Origin of the sequence: Nitrosococcus wardiae (assembly GCF_004421105.1) — a bacterium.
GTDB lineage: Bacteria > Pseudomonadota > Gammaproteobacteria > Nitrosococcales > Nitrosococcaceae > Nitrosococcus > Nitrosococcus wardiae.
This window is the reverse complement of the sequence record NZ_CP038033.1, coordinates 323,384-343,848: the sequence shown is the minus strand read 5'-3', so window position 1 is coordinate 343,848 and position 20,465 is coordinate 323,384. Positions and strand designations below refer to the sequence as shown.

Below are 20,465 nucleotides of genomic sequence, written 5' to 3'. Positions count from 1 at the left end.
GGTTGGGGTTACTCAAAAATGGAACGCGGCAAACCGGACTGCCGGATAATCGACATCAGTGTGCCGGTGCGCAGTTCCTTGTGGTCCGGCACGGGAACCGTCACGCTGCCCTCGCCCTCCACCTTCTGCATCACCATATGACTGCCGCGCCGCCGCGCTTCCACGAAACCGTGGTCGGCGAGAATGCGACAAACTTCGACGCCCGATAAAACGCGAAGCTTAGCCAACGGCAACCTCGATATTGGTCACATAGACTTCGCTGTGCAGCCGTTGCTGAATCTCAGTGGTCGAAGCCGTCTCGAAGAACAGCTCCAGAGCCTCCTTGAGGTTGTTGCGCGCTTCATCCACCGTATCGCCTTGGCTGGCCACATCCACCTCCGGACATAAGGCCACGTAGCCGTCGCCCTCACGTTCGATAATCGCCGTCAATTGTCTGTTCATGGTACAGGTCTCCTATTCCGCTCAGGTGTCGATCAACTTATGACAACAGGCCCCAGTTTTAGCTTTTCCAATAACTCCTGCTCGGTCTTTTCAACCCAGGTTTTTACCTCTTCAGGGGTACGTAACGTGGCGCTGCCCAGCTTGACGTGATGCGTCTTCGGCTCGACCCGCTTGTCGGCTTGGATGCGTGCCTCCGCGAAGAGCTGGGGCAGCGCGGCCGTGCGGGTTCGCCAAGTGTTAAGGGAAGTACGCTCAAGCGACTCCAGCACCTCCTGTTCCGTCCCCGTGGCCCCTTTGGTGGCCTTGACGATGTTCAAACCTTTCAGAATCCGGTCGCGATCGGATGGCTCGATCTTCTGCCAGCTCTCGGCGGACTCGAGCCGTGCGGACTCCTCATCGAAGACTTGGGCGTAGTGCTTCTCCGCTTCCGTCAGCGCCGCGCGCAGCGCATCGGCGAGCGCCTTGGCGAGATCCGGCACCGGGTCCGTGGCGTCCAGCAGGCTGCGGTTGGCGGCGATCGCCTCGATCTGCGGCTGGACTTCCTTGGCGGCAGCTAATCCGTCGGCGTGGCGTGCCAGGGACTGCAGGCGCTGGTAGGCCGGCAGACGCTTCTCTGCTAAGTCGCGCGCCTTGGTCCAGTCCTCAATATTCTGCAGGAGCTCGTCGTGTCGATTGAGGATACCGACTAACTGCTCGTTGCCGGCGAGCGACTGGAGATCCAGGAGGTGACTCGTATCCGGGCGCTCGGGGAGCGGCGCCTCGCCGCCGGCGCGGCGCGCCAGATCGCTCAACTTAGCAATAAACTCTCCGGCTGCAGCCGCCTCTTCGTTCGGCTTGCAGGGCACTCCGGCCGTGGTGATGAGCTTGCGGACCTTGAGGCGCTGGCGGGTGTCGATGGTCGCGCTTTCGACTCGGAAGTCGGTAGCCGATATCTTCGCCTGATCGAGTTGCCCCGGCTTCAGCGGGGTACCGTTGGTGGTCGCCCGGAGATGTCCGGTGCCGAACAGGCTGATGAGCGCGGCATCGACGGCATCGCGCGACCAGCCATAAGGCGGATCGGAAAAATGAGCGCGGACGTCCTTGCCCTTTTTCCCTGAGCCCACGAAGGACAGGACCGCCGAGCAAACCGGGTGATCCTCCGTCTTGCCGCTGTAGTCCAGCACTTCCAGAGGGTGCTCGGCGCCTTTTCGGGCGCGCTCGATGACCTTGGGCCAGCGGTGGTGGTCGGCGTCCCTGAAATTGTAGAAGAGCCGGTCGAGGGAGGCATTTGCCGACTCCTTGACCTTGTCGAGCAGTGTCGCTTCAAGTCGCTCATTGCCGCCACCTTGGTACACCTTTGCACCATCGACCACCTCGGCAACCAGTGCTCGCAGACTGTTGCTGGCCTCGGTCAGCCGAGTTTCCATGCCCTGGCGGGCCTCGATGCCTTCCGGCGTCGAGGGCACACCCTTGTATTCGAGGGTGTCTTTCGCGGCGCTCTGGGCGGCGATAACCCGTGCCAGCGCCTCGGCACGGGACCTGGGCACAAAGACATGGATGGTCGGGCTGTCGGGCCCAGCCGCACGCGCATCGGCGATGACGCTTTTCTCATCCACGCCCCAGCCATCGCGTATCCAGACGGGGATCTCATGGGGGGCACCTTGAGGCGGCTCGGCACCGAAGTGCAACGCGAGCTTTCGGGGCTCCTTGCACTTGCCGTGGAGCAATTTTACGGAGCCAATCGAATCCTGCACTGCCGCGCCCAGCAGCTGAGCGCGCTTGCTGCTCATCCTAGTCGGATCGTTGACCAGTTTCGTTTGCCGGTTACGGAACTCCGCCTCCCACTCGCTGCTCTCCCGGGTCTGCAGGCTGTACTCGTTATCGAGCTTCATCAGCGTGCCGGTGGCGACGAGTTCATCGAGCAGCTTTGGCAGCTGACCGCGCAGGGAAGCACCATCCTTGGAGAGATCCTTCACCAGCAGATCGGCGAGCACTTCTGCCGTGGCTCGAACGCCGATGTCGACGCCAGCCTCACGGGGGAGCTTTCGAATCAGGAAGACCAGTGCGCACAAGCGCGACTTCAGACGACCATCCGGCGAACCATCGTCCTGGCTGGCGATAGTCTCGTTCACCTCCCGCAACAGCACACCGCTTTGCAGTAGGTTAGCGGAGATCTCCTCAAACAGGAAATCGGCGGGCACGACCGTGCCGAGCGGATCGTCGGTCGTGTGTCGGATGGCATCGTAGACGATCCGCAGTTGGGTGCGAAGCTGACCGGCCGTGCCCGCACGATCGACCGCGCGCAACGCATGCTCCCAGAAGCGGCGTCGCACCGGCAACAGCGGGTAATCCTCCACGAGAACGGGCTTATCTTCGCTGCGAGGACCGATCTTGGTCCCGACAAGATGCCGGTCCAGCTCGCCGGCATTGCCGTCCAGGGTCGCCTTGACGTCGTTGACACGGTCTGAGCGCTTCGCCAGCACCACCCGCCGGGTCACGGTCTCGACATCGGTGTCGGAGAGCTCGACGTTTACGGTGAATCGGCCTTGTAGGCGCTGGAGCGCCGGTGTGCCGGATAGCGCTGTCTGGCCAGTCCCCAGGAACAGGAGGCGATCGCCGAATCGCTTGCTGCAGGCCTCCACCACTTCCTGCACGACGTATGACCGACTGGTGTCGTCGCCGATGTACTGCTGTACCTCGTCGAGGATGATGACCGTGCAAGGCATTTTGCCGTCAGGCGCCAACGTGTCCTGGAGCGCAGTGACGAATTCGTCGGTGGTAATGTCCTTGGGTTTGGGGAACTGGGCTCGGAGTGCGGCCCTCGCGTCCTTCTCGTTGCCAGCGAAGTTGGGGTCGGCCGCCAGCAGCCCCTTGGCGATGAGCGGGCTCACATACATGTCGTTCAGCTCGCGCCGAAAATTGCGGTCTTCTGCCTCGACGGCGGCGCAAACCTGCTCGTAGATGTGGTTCTTCTTGAGCCAGAGGCAGAAGCGCGCCTGCGGATAGCTCTCGGGTAGATCCGCGGACTTGAACACGATACCGAGCAGCGCCAACCGAACGCTATCGCCAGCGCCGGCGCCCAATGTGCCCGCCGCCGCGTGAAGGCCGGCGGCGCGCTTACCCAGTGTGGTGATCTCCTTGAGCAGGTCCTGCACATCGGTCGGCAGCCGGGCCAGCCCCCGCGCACTCGCGCCATCTTCCGGAAAGGTGTAGTCGGTCCACAGGAAACGCAGCATCTTCGCGAGGTGGGACTTACCGCTGCCAAAGAAGCCGCTGACCCAAGCCGCCGGCTGCTCGGGTTGGCCCTGGTTGCTGACGTACGAGTCGAGGATGCGGACGAGGCCCCGCTGGTACTCACCCTCGCAGACAAAGTGCTCCAGCTCGAAGCGTAGGGTGCGGCGCTCGTCGTCGGTCAGGGCGTCGGCCATGGTTGCAACGCCGTTGTTCAACAAAGCGATCTTACTGGGGTTTCGCTGGTAGATATCCCGGTTTTTCATACCTGGTACACTTCTTGGTCTTCTTGCAAGGTTATCGGGACGGCGAGGTAGTTCCACCCATCCCGGGCATCCAATAACCGGTAGTTGCTGTTCTCATACTCTCCAGGGAAAAACACCACCACGCGACCTCTAATGTTTCCCTCGATCTCCCTCATGAGCTCCGACACGCGGATGAATCCAAATAGCGAAGCAATACCGTAGAGGCCCACGACCGAGTTCTCATCCACCTCAGGCGATATCAGCACTTCCCTCACACACCCGGCTACGTGCTCGAGAAAATCGTCCTCCAGCTTGAGATCAAGATCCTCCGGCGACTCGAAATAGCTGTCGCGGTACTCGGTTTCGGCCATCCACTGCGCGAAGACCCGGGACAGGTCACACTCGCTCCAGTTGTGCCCTGCCTCTCTGGTCACCAATGCAAATAAATCTTTGCGTGCCCGCAGCCGCCGTTCATCGGCTTTGTCATAGACAACAAATATGGCGCGCTGCGCACCCGCCAGGTCCTTTTGCCACGGAAGCGCAATGTAGCGCTTATAGTGGTCAGCTAGCTTCTCGATGCGTCCCATGGAGCAGCTCCCTTTCTTTCTCGGTCAATATTGTTGGAAACGACACGTCAATCATCGACCCAGATTGCTTGAGATTGAGTAGTCCTAGCTGTTTTGCATCAACTGCAGCATCAATGAGCTCATCGGGGCCGGCATCCAACACGACGGTCCACGGGGTCTCGAACAGCAGACGACCACGCTGGCCGACAGCGAAACCTAGCAACAATGCGTATGCAGTTGCAGCTGGCGTTGCCACAACACACCGCCTAGTCTTTCGTCCCCTTCCTCGTAAGTGGCCAGACTGGGTCCATGACGAAGAAGCATTGCGTATTACCTTATCGAGTGTCGCTTCGCTTAGGCGCTCCCCAACAGCATCAGAGAGGGCGTCCTTCATAGGTTGCCGCGCGAACTCGTGGCCATAGGGAGTGCCAACCACCGCCCGTGTTGTAGCCCGTAGCAGTGGATCCCGTGCAAGAGCAAGCAGGAGCGCCAGAAGGGGACGGCTAGTTTCAAATCGACCCCATAGGTCCCTAAGAACACGAAAGAGAATCACTCGACCATCAAGGCCATAGAGCTCGCTCAGCCGCTGGAGTGAAAGCTTGCGGGTTGCTGCCGTCCGCTTACCCAGACAGTTGGCTTCCATAATGGCATCCGCGTAGTCCTTGCGGGAAACCTCGCCTGGGACTGCCTCCAGAAGATCTGACAGCTCCTTAAGCATGATGGTGCGGCTGGTGTGGGTGCCGCGTTCACCCAAGCGGAATCCCCAAGCCAAGGCCTGGATAGGAGAGAGACCGGCAATCCCAGTTTCGAAATTCAAATCGGATATAACACCCATGATGGGACACTATAAAGTACTCTGACAAGATGTAAAGTTTCGCCGGCAAATTTGCCGGCGCTATTGTGGGTGCAATGACACACCGCACTGCTTTCACTATGGCCAGGACACCTCAGGTTATTCTCGTGGCGTTGAGCCGGTATAGGATGTACTTGCTCTGGTGGGCTGTTGCGAGGGTGGAGCGGGTGTATGACTCCAAATGAGGCTAAGGCCGCGGTTACTTGGCGAAGGTGTTCGACGACAATTAACCTGCCTGGTCAACGACAACTATCTTGGCCGGTTGAGTGAAACTGGCACCTATCCATGGGACTTTACATGTGGAGGGGTCAGGTGCCAGGTGCTCGAATTACTCAACGACAGGAGAAGATTTATATAAAAAGTCGTCAACAAGGATTGACCCAAGAAGCGGGAGTAGCAAAAACGGGCCTATCGGGGCGTTCTGGCCGCCGCATCGAGAAATCGGAACGGTTTTTACCCCCGGTATCCCGCCATTGGCGCACCCGTCCAGCTCCTTGGGAGGCGGTTTAGAGCTCTGGACGCCCCGTAGAGGGGCGATAAGAGGCCTTTACATTCCCTTCCATACCCCGACCTATCTTCCTCCACCGCCGCATAACTTATTGATTTTTTTGGAGCGGTTACATGGGCACAAATGAATTAAGTTGTTGATTCAATTAGAATGTAGCGGAAGATGGGCCCGACATCAGAAAACGCGACCAGAGGTTGCTGAAGCTGTTCTTTAAAGCGGGGCGTCTAGGGCCGATGATGAAGAGATCGCTTCTAGAGTCTATTCGGTGATTCTTCTTTGCTATTACGAGGCTGAGCAATAGGCAGGGTTACCTGATTCGGTAACCCTTTCCAAACCGGGGACAGCCACAGGGCTAACGCATGAAATTGGCCTGGAGAAGTTGGAGCATGTAATCGTCATCCCAGGCTGCCTTTTTGCGTTTGCCACGCAAACTGGTTTTGGTGGAGCGGTCCCGGCCGAGCAGGTTGATAGCGATCTTGCGGAGCAGGGCGAAGTGGCGTACTGCCGTGGGATCGCGAACACGACTATCATCCTCCCGGAAGGTGACATCCAACACCCAGTGCAGGTTGTTCTCGATCGACCCATGGCGGCGGATGGCCTGAGCCAGAACCAACGGATCACCCGTGAAGCTGGAGAGGAAGTAACGAATCTCAGCTTCAACCTTGCCGCTCCCGTTGACCCCACGAATCGCCTCAACCGCCAGTACGGTGTGCAATCGCGGCCAGTCCCCCAGCGTCTCCAATAAGGCGGCCTGAGGGCTGGCAAACACCCGCCGGCGCACCCGTCGGCCATGGCTCTCATCGAAGGCATCGAAAACGGGTTTAGCCGTGGCACCTCGCCCAAAACAATGTTGTTCGAAATGCTTCTGCACGGCCGCATAGTCATGGCCATGGTTGGCCTTGAGCACCCGCAGATAGTCCGCCTGGCGATCCACAATCCGCTGGGCAATGTCCTTCTGGCAGCCCATGGCATCCATAGTCACCAGGGTATTCTCTAGCGCCAGACTCTCCAGCAGTTCGGGAATGGCCGTGATCTCGTTGGACTTCTCATCTACACAATGCTGACCCAGCACTACCCCCTGCTCGCTGGCCCAGGCACTCACCAGGTGCAGCGGGGACTGTTCCCGGCCCCGGTCGAAGGATCGGCGCACCGTCTTACCGTCGATGGCGACCACTTCCCGCTCGCCGGGCGTGGCAACGGTACCGACCCAGGCCGTAAAGCAGGCTTCAAAGGCCTGCGGGTCGATTAGCATGAACACCCGACGAAATGTGTCGTGAGAAGGAATACCATTAGGAAGGGCGAGAAATTGGCGCAGCCAGGATAATTTGCTGCAACCATATAAAGCAATGTCTTCCCAATTCTCGGCGCAGGCGATCAAGCCACAGATCGCAATGACCAAAATATCGATCAGTTGGTGCTCGATCTTCCCTGCACAGCGCGGGTCTTCAAGGTCAGAAAATTGCTCAATTAGCTGCTCGATCACGGTGAGGCCTCTTCACAGAAATGTAAAAAGGCATTTTACCTCCGGGGTTAAGCTTCAGATCACTATTCTGCAATTTCATGCGTTAGCCCTGGAGACAGCCACTCTCTGCCGTGGGTGGCTTTGGGCAATCTTTCTTGCTCTTTCTTGATCAGCCAGCCGACGAGCATCTTGATTCAAGCTCGGTGGCGATGGGTGAAATCCAGGTCTGAGGAAATCCATAAGGCCAGTTCAATATTGAGTTGATAGACGGTACGGTGCTGGCGGTTTACTGAATCAACAAGCAAAAACAGGGGGGCAGGGAGCACAGTGGATAAGGCTAGAGAGGGGTTCATGGCCGTGCTCCCCAATCGGAGAAATCCAATTTTACAGTATACTTGGAATCAGCGTTTTCCTCCACACATCATCGGCATTGATAGGGGTGTCGTATTGTCACGGGTGATATTTTCGGCAGATGACATCTTGTCACCCCTAGCAGTATCGGGGGTGTCCTATTGTCATCCCTGGGCCTGTAGCCGGTCTTCACTCCTCTTGGTGGCCGGCATGGCCCCCAAGGGCCAAGAGGCGTGGTCGATCAGCGCTAGAAAGAGAAGTCGGGTAGGCAAACGGCGGAAGAGAAAAAAACAACACCTCCGCCGCTGCCTGGGTTTTGGAGTTATCACGCCGGTTTGTACCAGCTGGGAAGGAGGATAGTGTAAAAAGAAAACCCCAGCCAAACAGCACTAATCTTTGTGGCAGGCCGCTATAGTCACCGATTAGGGCAATCACCTATATTGATTTGCACACTTTGTAATTGCCTCATTTGAGGGTAATTCAAGACAGTGCCTAATATCAAAACTTGGGCGTTTTGTTTTTTCATCAGGCGCATGTGTCGGTGTGCTCTGCAATAGCATGGGTGGATTCGGAGGCGGCACAAGCTGAATTTGCTGTGGAGATTCAATATGAGAAGGCGGTGTAGGTTTATCCGTAACTATACTGTAGAGAAAGATAGCAATACCTATTAGAACGAAAATACCTCGAAGCCAAGACTTTTCTATCGTTCGTGGGAGTACAAGTGTCGGAGGTTCTGAACGTGTTGGGGTAGTTAGCTCTTGGTTGTTTATATAGCTTCTGCCTAACGCATAAGCTATAAGCACACCGATTAAGTCAGCGGCAATATATGTAGAGTTCCCCGTTACTGCGCCGATAGAACCGGCAATAATGGCAGCAAAAATCAGTGCTATCTTGCTCTTTGTCCATGCGCCGATGATGAATACAGGAACAGCGTGAAGCAATACGATAAAAAGAACCGTCATTGCCAAGCCCAAACGTCCCGAAATAAAGATAACGCACCAGCCACACTACTTGTCAGAGCCCGAACACTTCGAACTTTACTTGATCCGTCTACTGTCACCGATTGATCTCTCCGACTTCCTTGGAAACTAACTTTGGCACTCCTTGGCTCTGATCTGGAATGGAACCTCTAAAGGATTTTAAGTACATCGGCAGAAGTTTTTAGGTATTTAATTTTTTCTGGTGAGGAGAGCAAAGCCACGGTATGTTTGGCCTCAATTGGGAACGCGTAGCACTACTTTCCACGAGGCCCGCTCAAAGCAGAAAGCGTTATTGCTTTGGCTTCACCAAGACCAATAGAGGTCTGGTAACTAATTTCGCCGATTCTTTCACACATCCACACGACTGCACCAGCGTCCTCCCTGATATTTCCTTTTAAACTTGCTCAAGGATAGCAATGGAATGCTGATATATCCCCTATAGACGTTACTTTATTACGCCTTTTCATTTCAAAGGATTCTGATGAGCTATGTGAAAACTATTGTCTGCTTCGCAAACTCCCGAAAGAACTTCGGGAGATGCACTGCAGGAAAAGAGTGGATAAATGGTAAGCCAGGAGAGTGGGTACGTCCTATCAGTCGGCGCGTAACCCATGAAATATCCGAGGAGGAGCAAAAATTCGAAAATGGGTATGAGCCTCAGCTTCTCGACATTATCCAAGTACCATGCGAAAGTCGTTATCCTCTGAATCACCAACGGGAAAACCACATTATTGCTTCAAGATATTTTTGGTTAAAGCGGGGGAAATTAGAGTTCCAAGACGCCCACAACTGGCTTGACGCTCCCAATACACTCTGGGGTACCGGACAGGGGAGTTACACTGGTCTAAACAATCGTGTAGCTATCGGGGCGGAAAACGGCACTTCACTGCACCTTATTTCTGTCAAGCGCTTACAACTCTTAGTTGGACTTAAAGCCCCCGAGTATCCAGACTCAAAACGGGCCGTACGGGGACAATTCGTTTATCAAGGGAGTGCTTATCGTATGGACGTAACTGATCCAGTGATAGAGCGGAAATTTATGAGCCAAGCTGATGGCCACTATGAAATCCATCACCCCTTACTATGTGTCAGCCTCGGCGATCCATACAAAGGTTATTACTATAAACTCATAGCTGGAGTCTTGTATGAGGAAAGGTTTAGATGAATTTTGAGGTTTACACTATAGGTCATTCAAACCATGAGATGGCAGCGTTTATTGGGTTACTACGCCGGCATGCTATTACAGCTCTAGGGGATGTACGGTCCTATCCTTATAGTCGCTACGTACCACAATATTCCCGTGAGCTCCTTAAGGCCACGTTAGCGAGTTCTGATATTGCCTATGTGTTTCTTGGCAAGGAGCTAGGTGCACGGAGCAATAATCCTGCCTGCTACCGGCAGGGCAAAGTTCAATATAATCGCTTAGCTAAAGAGCCCCTATTTGCTGAAGGGGTAAAGCGTATAATGCAGGGCATAGAACGTTACCGTATCGCCCTTATGTGCGCGGAGAAAGATCCAATTGAATGCCACCGTGCATTACTGGTTGCCCGCAAGCTTTCAGAAATAGGAATCCCTATCAACCATATTCACGCTGATGGTTCTGTAGAAACTCACCAAGCAATAGAGTCCCGCCTATTAGCCATTTGTAACCTGCCAGAGGGGGATATGTTTAAGAGCAGAGAAGAGTTCCTTGCCGAAGCATACACGATACAAGGCAAGCGCGTTGCTTATCAAGACAAGAATATGGAACAAGGGGAGAGGAATGCAGAGCGATGAAGATTTTCACTATTGGATTTGCTAAGAAGAACGCAGAACAGTTTTTTTACGCGCTTGAAACAGCCTGGTCTGGAACGAGTGGTGGATGTACGTCTTAATAATGTCTCGCAGCTCGCGGGCTTTACTAAAAAAGAGGACCTCCGCTTTTTCCTCCCAAAAATCTGCGGTCTAAGCTACGTTCATTTGCCTGAATTGTCTCCTACTAAAGAGATTCTTGATGAGTACAAAAAAAGCGGTGGCGATTGGCAAACCTATGAAAAAAAGTTCTTGTCGCTTATGGACAAGCGGCATGTAGAGGAAGTATTAGATAAGTCATTGATTGATGGAGGATGTCTGTTATGCAGTGAACCTACTCCAGAACACTGCCATCGCCGGCTGATCGCAGAGTATCTTCGTAAAAAATGGGGTAACATTGATATTCGGCATCTTTAAGTCGACGTCAGTTCGACATAAGCTAGATCCCGATGGGTAAGGATTGATCGGGGTGAAAGCGAAGGTGAAGAGAGGGTTTTTTGTCCTGATAGGTGTAGGCAATCAGGGCGGCCACTAGATTGACCATAAAATTAGCGATGCTGCGATGGCGGGTGTGCTCAATTGGGGAGATATTTTTGAGCTGATCGTTGACCGTTTCAATGAGGGCCCGTTTTCGGGTGAGGATCTTATCAAACAAGGGAAGAAGTTTGTTTTTCATGTTTTTCTTGAGCTTGGTGATAAGTTGTAAGTCCCGCTCAAACAAGAGGTCGAAGAGGGGCTGAGAAATAGACCCCTTATCCCCGAAGAGCTTTCCAAACATCCCTCGGGTCATCTCGGGAACGGGTTGGCGGTCATCGACATTGGCCGGGGTCAGCTTGAAGGCGAGCAGTTCCCCTTCATCGTTGATGATCAAATGCAGCTTAAATCCATAAAACCATCCCATGGAATTCTTGCCCCAGTGGGACTTTTTTCTAAAGAGTTGATGGGTAGGAGCCCGTTGGCGATGGCAGACGATAATGGGCGTAGAATCAATAAAACCAATACCGCTGACCTGGCCTTTACGGGTGTGCAGATAACTGCACAAGGGAATCAACGCCGAGCTCATCAGTTCCACAAAGCGGGGATAACTGACCAGCATAGGAAAGGCTCCCCGCCAGTATTTCGCCACATAGCCGGTGTAATAGTGCTTAAATGTGCGATAGGTCGAGCGATGGAAAGCAATGATAATCGTCATCACCTCACTCAGTGACAGGCTTGAGGTTTTTCGCCGCTTTCTCTCGCCTGAGTGTAGAAGCTGCTGATGCCACTGGGGTTCAAACGCTTGGCAGAAATCATCGACCTCACAAAAAACCCGCTCTAAATCTATCATGACCCTCACCTGCTTCTTTGAATAACCCTCTGAACAGGCACATCCTATCTCCTACCCAGGACTATGAAAACAGCCCCCCGCTTATGTCGAACTGACGTAAGTCGACTAAATAGTCAACGACTTTCGTGGCAAGCTTCTAACTCGTGGAATTTCACAGCCGGAGCTCAACCACTTTCTTAACCTATGTGCTTGGGTAGGAAAATGGACATACTCATTATCACGATTACAGTTATATTTACGACTTGATAAAAGTTCTTATCCATCAGTATCCGCCAATGAGATGCTTCAAACAAAGATACGCAATATGATGTAGGTATTTCGCTAAATTATGGAGTTAATGGGATTATCGGTTTATCTCAGTCCCCAAATTTTAGAATCTGCCCTAAGGGGATGTCCTAGCAGAACTCGCTCCGATTCATGCTCGAGGGTAGCTAGTCATTCCGCAGCCATAACCCCTATAATCGCCTCCTTGTTGACCAGGCATCAAATTGAAGTTCATGCCCCACGAACACTCGAGGTGATGACCTCATAACGCTCTGAAAAAACAGCGTGGATACAGAATGACTGACAAACGAAAAACCTTACCCCAATTGTTTAAACCGGGCCAGTCTGGGAACCCTGCGGGGAAGCCTAAAGGTACCCGCAACCGCTTGTCCGAAGATTTCCTGAGGGATTTGCACGAAGACTGGCAAAAACAGGGCAAGGATGTGCTGGCGGCGGTTAGGAAGCGGAATCCTGCCGCATATCTCAAAGTGGTGGCCAGCCTTATTCCAAAGGAAGTGCCTGGGCATTTTCTAGATGAGTTGAAGGAAATGAGCACTGAGGAGATAGAGCAAAAGCTTGAGCGTCTGCGCAGGGAAAGGGAAAAGCTGACGAAGCACTGAGGGGAAGGTCCTCTCTTCACCGGAAAAACCGCTTCTGGTGCCGTGGAAGTAAGTATCATCCTTAAGCATGAATGTTTCTAACTTTCAAGCATTACGCTGGGCGCCGCTCTATCAAGGACTGGCAGTGCACTACGAGCTTACGACGTAAAAGGGTGCTTGACCACAAGTAAGGCTCTCAGCTTTCCAGAATTCAACTTGTTTTCAACCCTGCTATGGTTTCGCCCTGGCGGGGTTTTGTTACCTCATTGGGAGGCCTTGCATAGTTGCTGGCAGGGAAAATGCAGTTTACTCAGCACAAAGTGATGGATGCGTGCTGAGTTAAGCCATCCAAAACCCATGCCTGTGCTGGATGTGACGGAAATGACGGAAAATCCGTCAACTTTACCCCATACAGTAGTAAGTAATTCGCAAGGTTGCTCTTCCCAACGATGTTCTTGCTTTAAAAAATATATTAGGGCGGGTCGGGATTATCCGCGGCACTGCTGGACAAAGCCAACGAATGATTAACTTAGTCCTAAGTTGGTGCTGCAACTTTCTCCCGGCTCTTTATATATGGCTCGATTGCGGGAATAAGGAAGTTTTTTGTGGTGCCACTCTTCAGCGTGAAGGAGATTCAGGCTTTTTTAGAAAGAACTCGAACGGCGTCATCCTTGTAAGCTTTCTCGCCGAGCAAGGAAAAAAAGATGCTTTTTATGGATCGTGGGCTTGATATGGACTTGGAATTATCTAAGGTAAAGAAGGCCGCTTCGAATTAGGGAAATTTCATTGTTATAAGTTATTGTTTTCAATGACCTATAACTGGTGGAGCCGAGGAGGATCGAACTCCCGACCTTCGCATTGCGAACGCGACGCTCTCCCAGCTGAGCTACGGCCCCAGAATTTAGAACTAAATTTTACCCTGAAAAGTTTGGAGTGTCATCTCAAAGTTATAAATTAGGCGAGAAAGCTTGGAGTATTGCTTTTAAACTTAAACTCGTCCTAGGAGGGAGCGGGATGCTGAGGCAGAGGGCAGTAGATCACCTCCAGGGCCGTAAGCGGCAGGTTTAAGTTCCTGTCCACTCAGTATTGTTAGGGCTTGCAGAATTTGGTGACGATTGCGGTTTATCAGGCTGCCATTAAGTTGATTCTGATCGCAGCATTGCTGTAACCGCCTTTGTCGTTGTTCCCAAAAGGTCGAGAGAGGCTCTTGTCCCTGGGAGGCATTAGCCTGGATATAGGCATCAATGCCCTCGAGAGTGGAAGGTAGCCCGGAGGCTCTAAGTTGTTCTTCATAATTTTGAAAGATAGCTTCCAAGCATTTCATAGCATTTTGTTTCTTGCTAACTGCGGCATCAATATTGGTTACCTCCCTCTGGCATAGGGCAAGGTATTCATCTTGCAACGCTTGCCAGAGGTATTCGAGGCAACTTAACTCATCTTGGACGAGTCTTATCAGAACGTGGATCGACATGCCTGAATGACTATTTATTCAAGGCTTGTTCTAGGGCAATCAGTTTGTCCGCAATACGTTCAGAATCAATTTGGTAACTGCCATCCTGGATTGATTGTTTAATTTGCTCAACTTTTTGATTATCTACAACGGATACACTGGCTAGAGATGCCTCCGTCTCCCTAAGTTGTTCAGCCGTGTTAGTCAAGGTAACAGTTTCCGCGGCCGGATGACTTAAGGCGCTAGAACCTTCCGCTGACTTAGAGTGGGAGAGGTCATTAGTAGCTGTTTCTAGCGATTTTTGCACGGAGCCGTTACTATAGCCAGATAGTCCATTGATTTCTGTGGACATTTTGGCTTTCTCCTCAAATCTTTTGCCCATTGTTATCGGCGTTTAAGACTTCAGCTTTAAGAGTGTAGGTATTCTGCCTATTACATTTGCACTTGCACTATCCCGTTAGCCGTTACCGTCCCTTCGACAACACGCTGGGATGAAATGTTCCTGACACGAATCTGTTCTCCCGCGCCGGCATCTTCAAGAGCCTGGCCTTTCATGCGGACCTGTAGCCCAGGGACTTTAGCTATTAAAATGACTTGTTGCCCCCGCCGGACCAGTTTGGGAATTTTCAATACCTCAGGAGTAATGACTGCCCCCAAGCCCAATGGTCGCTTGAGGCGTTTACCCACCACTTGCGCTGGGTCGCTGAGATAACCTTGCCTTAGTCGTTCTAGATTGCGGCGCTCCAGATGGATATCAACGAGGCTTAGGGGGGAACCTGATCCTAGGGGGCGGGTTGCAACCACTACTTTACCATAGACAGCTACTTTGACAGAGAGGTATACCGTCCAGGGGGTGCCCCCAGTACAGCGGACACCTACTGTGGTGTTGCCTGTGGGGCGACTGCCACTAGGGAAGAAAGCCTTTAAGGGATGAGAGCATTTGGGGAGGCGTAAGCGCCGATCTAATGGGCCTGGGACGACTTCGATATTTCCTGGTAATGCTTCCGCCTGCCTGAGGACAAATTTGCGAGCTATCTCCTGGATTTCAGGCAAGGATTGATTATCCTTGGCCATGCCATGAGCAGGAGGGAACAGCATTAAGAAAAGCCAAAATAAGCAATAGAGAAGACGCATAAAAAGGTTATTGGGCATTAATAGCTTTATTATAGGAGGACACGGCACGCCGTGCCCTTCCAATAGCGTATCGGCACTAATGGGGTATCTTTAAATCGGCTATTTCGGTTTTTTGTAAGTAGGGGCGCGGCGCGCCGTGCCTTTGTTCAATTTCTCTTCCAATCTCCCGATTTTCCGCCGGTCTTCTCCACTAGGTAGATGTCTGTCATTGTCATCCCCCGATCTACAGATTTACACATGTCATAGAGGGTAAGAAGGGTGATCTGGACGGCGGTTAAGGCTTCTATTTCCACACCGGTTTGACCATGAGTCTCTACCGTAGCCCGGCAGTCAATGGCAGAAATTTCGGGATAGGGGAATAACTCAATGGCGACCCGGGTGAGCACAAGGGGATGGCATAGAGGGATCAAGTCGGCTGTTTTTTTGGCCGCCATAATTCCAGCTATTCGTGCAATGCCTAAAACGTCGCCTTTCTTATGGTGGCCCTCATTAATCATATTCAGGGTTTGAGGCTGCATCAGGATCCGGCCCGTAGCGATTGCAACTCGCTGAGTAATGGCTTTATTTCCTACATCAACCATATGCGCTCTACCGGACTCATCAAAATGTGATAACTTTTTCATTACATAGATCCGGTCATTAAGGATTAATAATCTAGTCTGTACCCATTAGCATTTATTCATAGGTACTTCTTCTTGGAACAAAATATATTACCTACTCTTAACCAAGGTGTGGAGTGATGAGTCATGGCGATCACAGTCAAGTTTTTTGCTAGCTTGCGCGAACGTCTGGGTTGTACGGAACGTCAGATTGATTTCAGCGAGCCAATAACGGTGGCGGAGGTTTGGACTCTTGTGGGTAGTGGTCAACCGATTTCAGAAAATGTATTAATAGCCGTAAACATGGAATATGCTGACGCTGAGACGGTGGTAAGGGATGGGGATGAAGTTGCTTTCTTTCCCCCGGTGACAGGTGGGGGTAGGCTGTGACTATTCACATTATTAATGCTCCATTTGAGCCTTGGCAAGAAGTTGCTAACTACCAGCAAGCCTATTTAGGGCAGATGGGGCGATTTGGGGCGACTGCCTGCTTTGTGGGCACCATGAGAGACTTCAATGAAGGGGAGAATGTCCAAGCTATGGAGCTAGAACATTACCCCGACATGACTGAAAAATACCTCGGCAAGCTTACCGAGGAGGCAAGACGCCAATGGCCTATTCTCGACTCTCTTATTATTCATCGCTATGGCCATTTACAGCCCAACGAACCCATTGTGCTTGTGGCGGTTTGGTCTGCCCATCGGGCGGCTGCCTTCAAGGCCTGTTATTATCTGGTGGAGGAGTTAAAAGCCAGCGCTCCTTTTTGGAAAAAGGAAACGCTTGCAACCGGTACCCGCTGGGTCGAGAGCAATACCTCCTCCTAAGGTGGGTATGCGTGTTTTCTGATAGGGGCGAAGCGCTATTGGGCACTAGGCGATGAAACAGGGAAGTGATTTTAAGGCCAAGAGGCCAACCATCCTCGAAGTTTTACGCCCTATTGCCCAGGCTGCGAGTGATCACGCCGATATAGACAGACTACTTGCCGTTGCCGTGGATTCTGTCTTTTTCCTCTTTAATTGTAACCGGGTATGGCTGCTTTATCCTTGTAGTTCCATCGCTACGAGTTATCGTGTTTGTTGCCAACGCTCAAAGCCGGGGTTTTCTCAAGTTCAAACTTTGAAGCAGGATCTCCCTGTGGATGAGTTTACAGGAAGGTTATTCCGTTTAGCCTTAGCCCGCCGGTCGCCGGTCGTTTTTAATGATGATTTCCCTCTTCCCGCTCGATTCGGCGAGCAAGAGCCCTTAGGTTCTCAAGCCCTCATGGCGATTGCCCTTTATCCTAACCAGGGTGAGCCTTGGCTGCTGGGGATGCACCGGAGTCAGCCAAATCACCTTTGGAACAAACAGGAGGAGGCTTTATTCCTGTCGGTGGCGGAATTTTTAACGGAAATTCTCAATACCTTGACGCGGCATAGCAATCTCTACGAGGTCTCGCAGAGATTGCTGGATTTATTAGCTCATGCAACCGATGAGGAATATTTGTTGCGAGGCGGAATGGATATCCTGCAGGAATTAGCACAGTCTGAATATGCTGTGGCGACTACACTGAATGCTGAGGATCACTTAAAGACCTTTGTTTTCTCTGGTGTGTCTAAGGAGAAAGCAGAAATTATCACTCAAATTTTAAGCAGTAAAGAACTCTTGGGAGCCCGGCTAGAGCGAGAGCGGGCACTGCGTGTTGATGATCTGAGTTCACATTCAGATTTAGTGGAGTTTCTGCCTCCTGATTTTTCCCTGAAGTCATTGCTTATGGCACCTATCATCAATGAAGGGAAGATCATCGGGCGGATTTATCTTTGTAATAAACGCAATCATCGCGGCTTTACTCTCGATGATGAAGTGTTATCAATGAGTTTTGCGAATGCTTTTGCCCAGACTCTCATCCGCTTTCGGAAGATCATGGTGAGTCAGAGGGCGCAAGAAGCTTTATTTTTAGACCATCAGCGGGCTCAGGTGACTTTGGAGTCGATTGGAGATGCGGTGATTACCATTGATTCTCAGGGCCGGATCGATTATCTCAATCCATTAGCAGAAGAACTTATTGGCACAACTCAAAGTCAGGCCCAAGGCAAGTCCCTGGAGAAGGTTGCTTGTCTTCTCGATGAAGAGAGCCGCTCTCATGTGATTCGTGATATTGCTGCTTGGTTAGCGCAGGAGCCTGTTGAGAGTCATTCCTGCACAGCCTTATTGCAGGACGCGCGGAATCAGGAATTAATTGTTCAAACATCTATTGCGCCTCTCCGTGATTCCCAGGACCGTATTTTCGGTGCCGTCCTGGTACTACGGGATATCAGCCCCCTGCGGGCGCTTGCAAGCCAGCTTAGCTATCAAGCGACTCATGATGCTTTAACTGGTCTCATCAACCGGCGTGAATTTGAAGTTCGGCTGCGGCAGGCATTGGATGATGTCCGCCAGAACGATACCCATCATGTCCTATGTTATTTAGATTTGGACCAATTTAAGGTAGTCAATGATACTTGTGGGCATTTAGCCGGCGATAAGTTACTTCGTCAACTGGCTACCTTGTTACAGGAGCGAATCCGCGAGGCAGACTGCCTGGGCCGGCTGGGGGGGGATGAGTTTGGTGTACTGCTGCTGGGATGCCATTTAGACCAGGCTCGAGGGATTGCAGAGAGTCTGCGGATTTTGATCCGTGATTTTCGCTTTAACTGGAAAGGAAAGGCTTTTCAGCTGGGTGTCAGCATCGGTTTGGTTTCCCTTGCTCGAGGCAGTGGAGGGCTGGAGGAAGTACTGAGTGCTGCAGACACAGCCTGTTACGTGGCCAAAGACCAAGGGCGTGATCGTATTCACACCTATCGCCTCGATGACTGCATCGTTGAGCGCCACCATGGCGAGATACAGTGGGTGGCTCGTATCCAGCAGGCCTTTGAGGAGAGCCGGTTTCTAATTTATTACCAGCCGATACATGCCTTAAATGAGGAAGAGCATATCTGCCACGGTGAGGTGTTATTGCGAATGAAAGGCGAGGACGAAGGCCTTATTCCGCCAATGGCTTTTATTCCGGCTGCGGAGCGGTACCGCTTAATGTCGGCCCTGGATCGGTGGGTAATCAGTAACACCTTTATTGCCTTAGAGAAGCACTCAATAGGGCATGGGCTGATAGGCATCAATCTTTCCGGTCAATCGGTTTGTGATGAATTATTTTTGAAGTTTGTGATTGAGCAACTGCAACGGAGTCCGATTAACCCTCGGATGATTTGCTTTGAGATCACGGAAACGGCAGCGGTGGCCAACTTTGATAGTGCGATTCGATTTATTCGAGAATTGAAGGAGATCGGATGTCGTTTCGCATTAGATGACTTCGGCAGTGGTCTATCGTCATTTAATTACTTAAAGAATTTACCAGTTGATTACCTAAAGATTGATGGTAGTTTCGTCAAAGACATGGTGGATGATCCTGTGGATTATGCCATGGTAGAGGCCATTCATAAGGTAGGTAAAGTGATGGGCTTGAAGACTATTGCTGAATTTGTCGAAAATGAAGCTGTCCTGGAAAAGCTACGAGGCATTGGAGTTGATTATGTCCAAGGCCTTGTCATTGGAGTTCCTCGGCCATTTCATAACAGGCCTTTGATAAAGAATAAAGAGAAAAAATGACTATTTCCCTTCGATGAGTTGACCCTTACCACCTCTGGGTCTTCTCCCAGATCCATGACAGGCCTACGTCTTGGCAGCAGTAGATAAATCGGCAGGTTTAACTTTCAACCCTAAGTTATTCCAGATAGCAAGGGTGGGGTCTGCCCGGTTTAGCGTATAGAAATGCAACCCTGGAGCACCAGATTCCAGCAAGCGATGACAGAGATCACTGATGACATCAAGAGCAAAGGCGCTCATGGCGGCCGGATCACGAAATTCCTCCAATCGTTTCCGTAGCCAGCGCGGGATTTCTGCGCCGCAGGCATCAGAGAAGCGGGCTAACTGCACGTAATTGTTAATCGGCATGATCCCAGGAACAATGGGGAGGTCGATGCCTACGCTTTCACAGCGATCTACAAAGCGGAGATAAGCATCGATATTGTAGAAATACTGGGTAATGGCACTATTAGCCCCTGCCTCGACCTTGCGTTTGAAATTCATAAGATCAGCGCGTGCAGAGCGCGCTTGGGGATGGACCTCGGGATAAGCCGCCACCTCAATGTAGAAATAATCCTCTGTTTCGGCGCGAATGAATTCCACCAATTGGTTCGCATAATGAAAATCTCCGGGATCAACCATTCCAGAAGGTAAATCGCCTCGGAGAGTGACCAGGCGTTTGACTCCCTGTTGTTGGTAAGCCTTTAGAATTTCTCGAATATTCCCGCGGGTAGCCCCCACACAAGAGAGATGGGGGGCAGCTTCAATACCAGTTTTCTTCGCTTCTGCCTGGATTGCTGAAATTGTCTCGAAGGTTCGGTCACGGGTAGATCCACCTGCCCCAAAAGTCACCGAATAGTAACGAGGATGGAGTCGGGCAAGCTTCTTTCGAGTCCGGCGCAGTTTAGAAGCGCCTTCATCACCCTTAGGGGGGAAGAATTCACAACTAAAAATTAAAGGGTAGTTCCGTTGAGAATGCATAATGCCATAATAAAAGTGTCAGTATTTACGCCAAATGCCCGGATTGTCATACCCGCGTAGGCAGGTATCTAATCACTCTCTGAAAAATCTGGATACCTGCCTACGCGGGT

The 20,465-nt window shown here is 51.8% G+C and carries 23 protein-coding genes and 1 tRNA gene; 9 read left to right on the top strand and 15 right to left on the bottom strand.

What is annotated here, in order from left to right; translation table 11 throughout:
- Nucleotides 1–8 precede the first annotated feature (8 nt).
- The 5 genes from E3U44_RS01705 to E3U44_RS01685 are packed head-to-tail and all read right to left on the bottom strand — an operon-like array spanning nucleotide 9 to nucleotide 5,297.
- A complete protein-coding gene (locus E3U44_RS01705; protein ID WP_134356378.1) occupies nucleotides 9–227 on the bottom strand; it encodes a type II toxin-antitoxin system HicA family toxin in 219 nt (72 codons plus the stop codon).
- Nucleotides 220–441, bottom strand: coding sequence for a type II toxin-antitoxin system HicB family antitoxin (locus tag E3U44_RS01700; protein WP_134356377.1), 222 nt, complete (start codon nucleotides 439–441; stop codon nucleotides 220–222). Before E3U44_RS01700 ends, E3U44_RS01705 begins: the two co-directional genes overlap by 8 nt.
- Before the next feature lie 32 nt (nucleotides 442–473).
- Complete coding sequence (gene brxC / locus E3U44_RS01695; protein ID WP_134356376.1) at nucleotides 474–3,917, bottom strand: BREX system P-loop protein BrxC; 3,444 nt, start codon at nucleotides 3,915–3,917, stop codon at nucleotides 474–476.
- The gene (locus tag E3U44_RS01690) at nucleotides 3,914–4,483 is read right to left on the bottom strand and encodes a BREX protein BrxB domain-containing protein (protein WP_134356375.1); all 570 of its coding nucleotides are present in this window, start codon (nucleotides 4,481–4,483) and stop codon (nucleotides 3,914–3,916) included. Before E3U44_RS01690 ends, brxC begins: the two co-directional genes overlap by 4 nt.
- On the bottom strand, nucleotides 4,458–5,297 hold the full coding sequence (locus tag E3U44_RS01685) for a hypothetical protein (protein ID WP_134356374.1): 840 nt from the start codon (nucleotides 5,295–5,297) through the stop codon (nucleotides 4,458–4,460). The genes E3U44_RS01690 and E3U44_RS01685 overlap by 26 nt, the downstream gene beginning before the upstream one ends.
- A 315-nt stretch (nucleotides 5,298–5,612) precedes the next feature.
- Here E3U44_RS01685 and E3U44_RS01680 point away from each other — a divergent pair, with 315 nt between their 5' ends.
- On the top strand, nucleotides 5,613–5,825 hold the full coding sequence (locus tag E3U44_RS01680) for a hypothetical protein (protein WP_134356373.1): 213 nt from the start codon (nucleotides 5,613–5,615) through the stop codon (nucleotides 5,823–5,825).
- A 350-nt stretch (nucleotides 5,826–6,175) separates the two neighbouring features.
- Here E3U44_RS01680 and E3U44_RS01675 read toward each other — a convergent pair whose 3' ends face one another.
- Nucleotides 6,176–7,306, bottom strand: a complete 1,131-nt coding sequence (locus E3U44_RS01675; RefSeq protein WP_276321953.1) for an ISAs1 family transposase — start codon at nucleotides 7,304–7,306, stop codon at nucleotides 6,176–6,178.
- A gap of 173 nt (nucleotides 7,307–7,479) precedes the next feature.
- A complete protein-coding gene (locus E3U44_RS19170) occupies nucleotides 7,480–7,638 on the bottom strand; it encodes a hypothetical protein (RefSeq protein ID WP_166804980.1) in 159 nt (52 codons plus the stop codon).
- A 4-nt stretch (nucleotides 7,639–7,642) separates the two neighbouring features.
- Between E3U44_RS19170 and E3U44_RS01670 the strand changes: the two genes are divergently transcribed.
- On the top strand, nucleotides 7,643–7,996 hold the full coding sequence (locus E3U44_RS01670; protein ID WP_134356372.1) for a hypothetical protein: 354 nt from the start codon (nucleotides 7,643–7,645) through the stop codon (nucleotides 7,994–7,996).
- A gap of 71 nt (nucleotides 7,997–8,067) precedes the next feature.
- On the opposite strand, the gene E3U44_RS01665 is transcribed toward E3U44_RS01670, so the two are convergent.
- On the bottom strand, nucleotides 8,068–8,604 hold the full coding sequence (locus E3U44_RS01665) for a hypothetical protein (protein ID WP_134356371.1): 537 nt from the start codon (nucleotides 8,602–8,604) through the stop codon (nucleotides 8,068–8,070).
- 493 nt (nucleotides 8,605–9,097) lie between these two features.
- Here E3U44_RS01665 and E3U44_RS01660 point away from each other — a divergent pair, with 493 nt between their 5' ends.
- The 3 genes from E3U44_RS01660 to E3U44_RS01650 are packed head-to-tail and all read left to right on the top strand — an operon-like array spanning nucleotide 9,098 to nucleotide 10,824.
- The gene (locus tag E3U44_RS01660) at nucleotides 9,098–9,781 is read left to right on the top strand and encodes a dual OB domain-containing protein (RefSeq protein WP_134356370.1); all 684 of its coding nucleotides are present in this window, start codon (nucleotides 9,098–9,100) and stop codon (nucleotides 9,779–9,781) included.
- Nucleotides 9,778–10,392 carry a DUF488 domain-containing protein gene (locus E3U44_RS01655; protein ID WP_134356369.1) on the top strand — a complete coding sequence of 205 codons (615 nt, stop codon included), beginning with the start codon at nucleotides 9,778–9,780 and terminating at the stop codon, nucleotides 10,390–10,392. The genes E3U44_RS01660 and E3U44_RS01655 overlap by 4 nt, the downstream gene beginning before the upstream one ends.
- A gap of 12 nt (nucleotides 10,393–10,404) precedes the next feature.
- Nucleotides 10,405–10,824, top strand: a complete 420-nt coding sequence (locus tag E3U44_RS01650; RefSeq protein WP_476703566.1) for a DUF488 domain-containing protein — start codon at nucleotides 10,405–10,407, stop codon at nucleotides 10,822–10,824.
- Nucleotides 10,825–10,846: 22 nt separating this feature from the next.
- Here the strand turns inward: E3U44_RS01650 and E3U44_RS01645 are convergent, their stop codons facing one another.
- Nucleotides 10,847–11,734 carry an IS982 family transposase gene (locus tag E3U44_RS01645; protein ID WP_134356368.1) on the bottom strand — a complete coding sequence of 296 codons (888 nt, stop codon included), beginning with the start codon at nucleotides 11,732–11,734 and terminating at the stop codon, nucleotides 10,847–10,849.
- Nucleotides 11,735–12,294: 560 nt separating this feature from the next.
- Between E3U44_RS01645 and E3U44_RS01640 the strand changes: the two genes are divergently transcribed.
- Complete coding sequence (locus tag E3U44_RS01640; protein ID WP_134356367.1) at nucleotides 12,295–12,618, top strand: DUF5681 domain-containing protein; 324 nt, start codon at nucleotides 12,295–12,297, stop codon at nucleotides 12,616–12,618.
- Nucleotides 12,619–13,417: 799 nt separating this feature from the next.
- Here E3U44_RS01640 and E3U44_RS01635 read toward each other — a convergent pair.
- The 5 genes from E3U44_RS01635 to moaC all read right to left on the bottom strand — a co-directional run bounded on the left by E3U44_RS01635 (nucleotide 13,418) and on the right by moaC (nucleotide 15,804).
- Nucleotides 13,418–13,493: transfer RNA gene (locus tag E3U44_RS01635), tRNA-Ala, on the bottom strand.
- 92 nt (nucleotides 13,494–13,585) lie between these two features.
- Nucleotides 13,586–14,068: a flagellar protein FlgN gene (locus E3U44_RS01630; RefSeq protein WP_134356366.1), complete on the bottom strand. Its 483-nt coding sequence runs from the start codon at nucleotides 14,066–14,068 to the stop codon at nucleotides 13,586–13,588.
- Nucleotides 14,069–14,078: 10 nt separating this feature from the next.
- Nucleotides 14,079–14,399, bottom strand: coding sequence for a flagellar biosynthesis anti-sigma factor FlgM (gene flgM, locus E3U44_RS01625; protein WP_134356365.1), 321 nt, complete (start codon nucleotides 14,397–14,399; stop codon nucleotides 14,079–14,081).
- An 80-nt stretch (nucleotides 14,400–14,479) separates the two neighbouring features.
- On the bottom strand, nucleotides 14,480–15,145 hold the full coding sequence (gene flgA, locus E3U44_RS01620) for a flagellar basal body P-ring formation chaperone FlgA (RefSeq protein ID WP_240761685.1): 666 nt from the start codon (nucleotides 15,143–15,145) through the stop codon (nucleotides 14,480–14,482).
- A 182-nt stretch (nucleotides 15,146–15,327) separates the two neighbouring features.
- The gene (moaC, locus tag E3U44_RS01615; protein ID WP_134356364.1) at nucleotides 15,328–15,804 is read right to left on the bottom strand and encodes a cyclic pyranopterin monophosphate synthase MoaC; all 477 of its coding nucleotides are present in this window, start codon (nucleotides 15,802–15,804) and stop codon (nucleotides 15,328–15,330) included.
- Between the two features lie 123 nt (nucleotides 15,805–15,927).
- On the opposite strand from moaC, the gene moaD reads away from it, so the two are divergent.
- Genes moaD through E3U44_RS01600 form a run of 3 tightly spaced genes read left to right on the top strand, consistent with a single transcriptional unit; the run spans nucleotide 15,928 to nucleotide 19,398 of the window.
- Complete coding sequence (moaD, locus tag E3U44_RS01610) at nucleotides 15,928–16,170, top strand: molybdopterin converting factor subunit 1 (protein WP_134356363.1); 243 nt, start codon at nucleotides 15,928–15,930, stop codon at nucleotides 16,168–16,170.
- Entirely contained in the window at nucleotides 16,167–16,604 is a 438-nt protein-coding gene (locus E3U44_RS01605; RefSeq protein ID WP_134356362.1) for a molybdenum cofactor biosynthesis protein MoaE, read from the top strand. Before moaD ends, E3U44_RS01605 begins: the two co-directional genes overlap by 4 nt.
- A gap of 52 nt (nucleotides 16,605–16,656) precedes the next feature.
- Complete coding sequence (locus E3U44_RS01600) at nucleotides 16,657–19,398, top strand: EAL domain-containing protein (protein WP_206054866.1); 2,742 nt, start codon at nucleotides 16,657–16,659, stop codon at nucleotides 19,396–19,398.
- A 63-nt stretch (nucleotides 19,399–19,461) separates the two neighbouring features.
- Here E3U44_RS01600 and metF read toward each other — a convergent pair whose 3' ends face one another.
- Nucleotides 19,462–20,355: a methylenetetrahydrofolate reductase [NAD(P)H] gene (metF, locus tag E3U44_RS01595; protein ID WP_134356361.1), complete on the bottom strand. Its 894-nt coding sequence runs from the start codon at nucleotides 20,353–20,355 to the stop codon at nucleotides 19,462–19,464.
- Nucleotides 20,356–20,465: the final 110 nt, after the last annotated feature.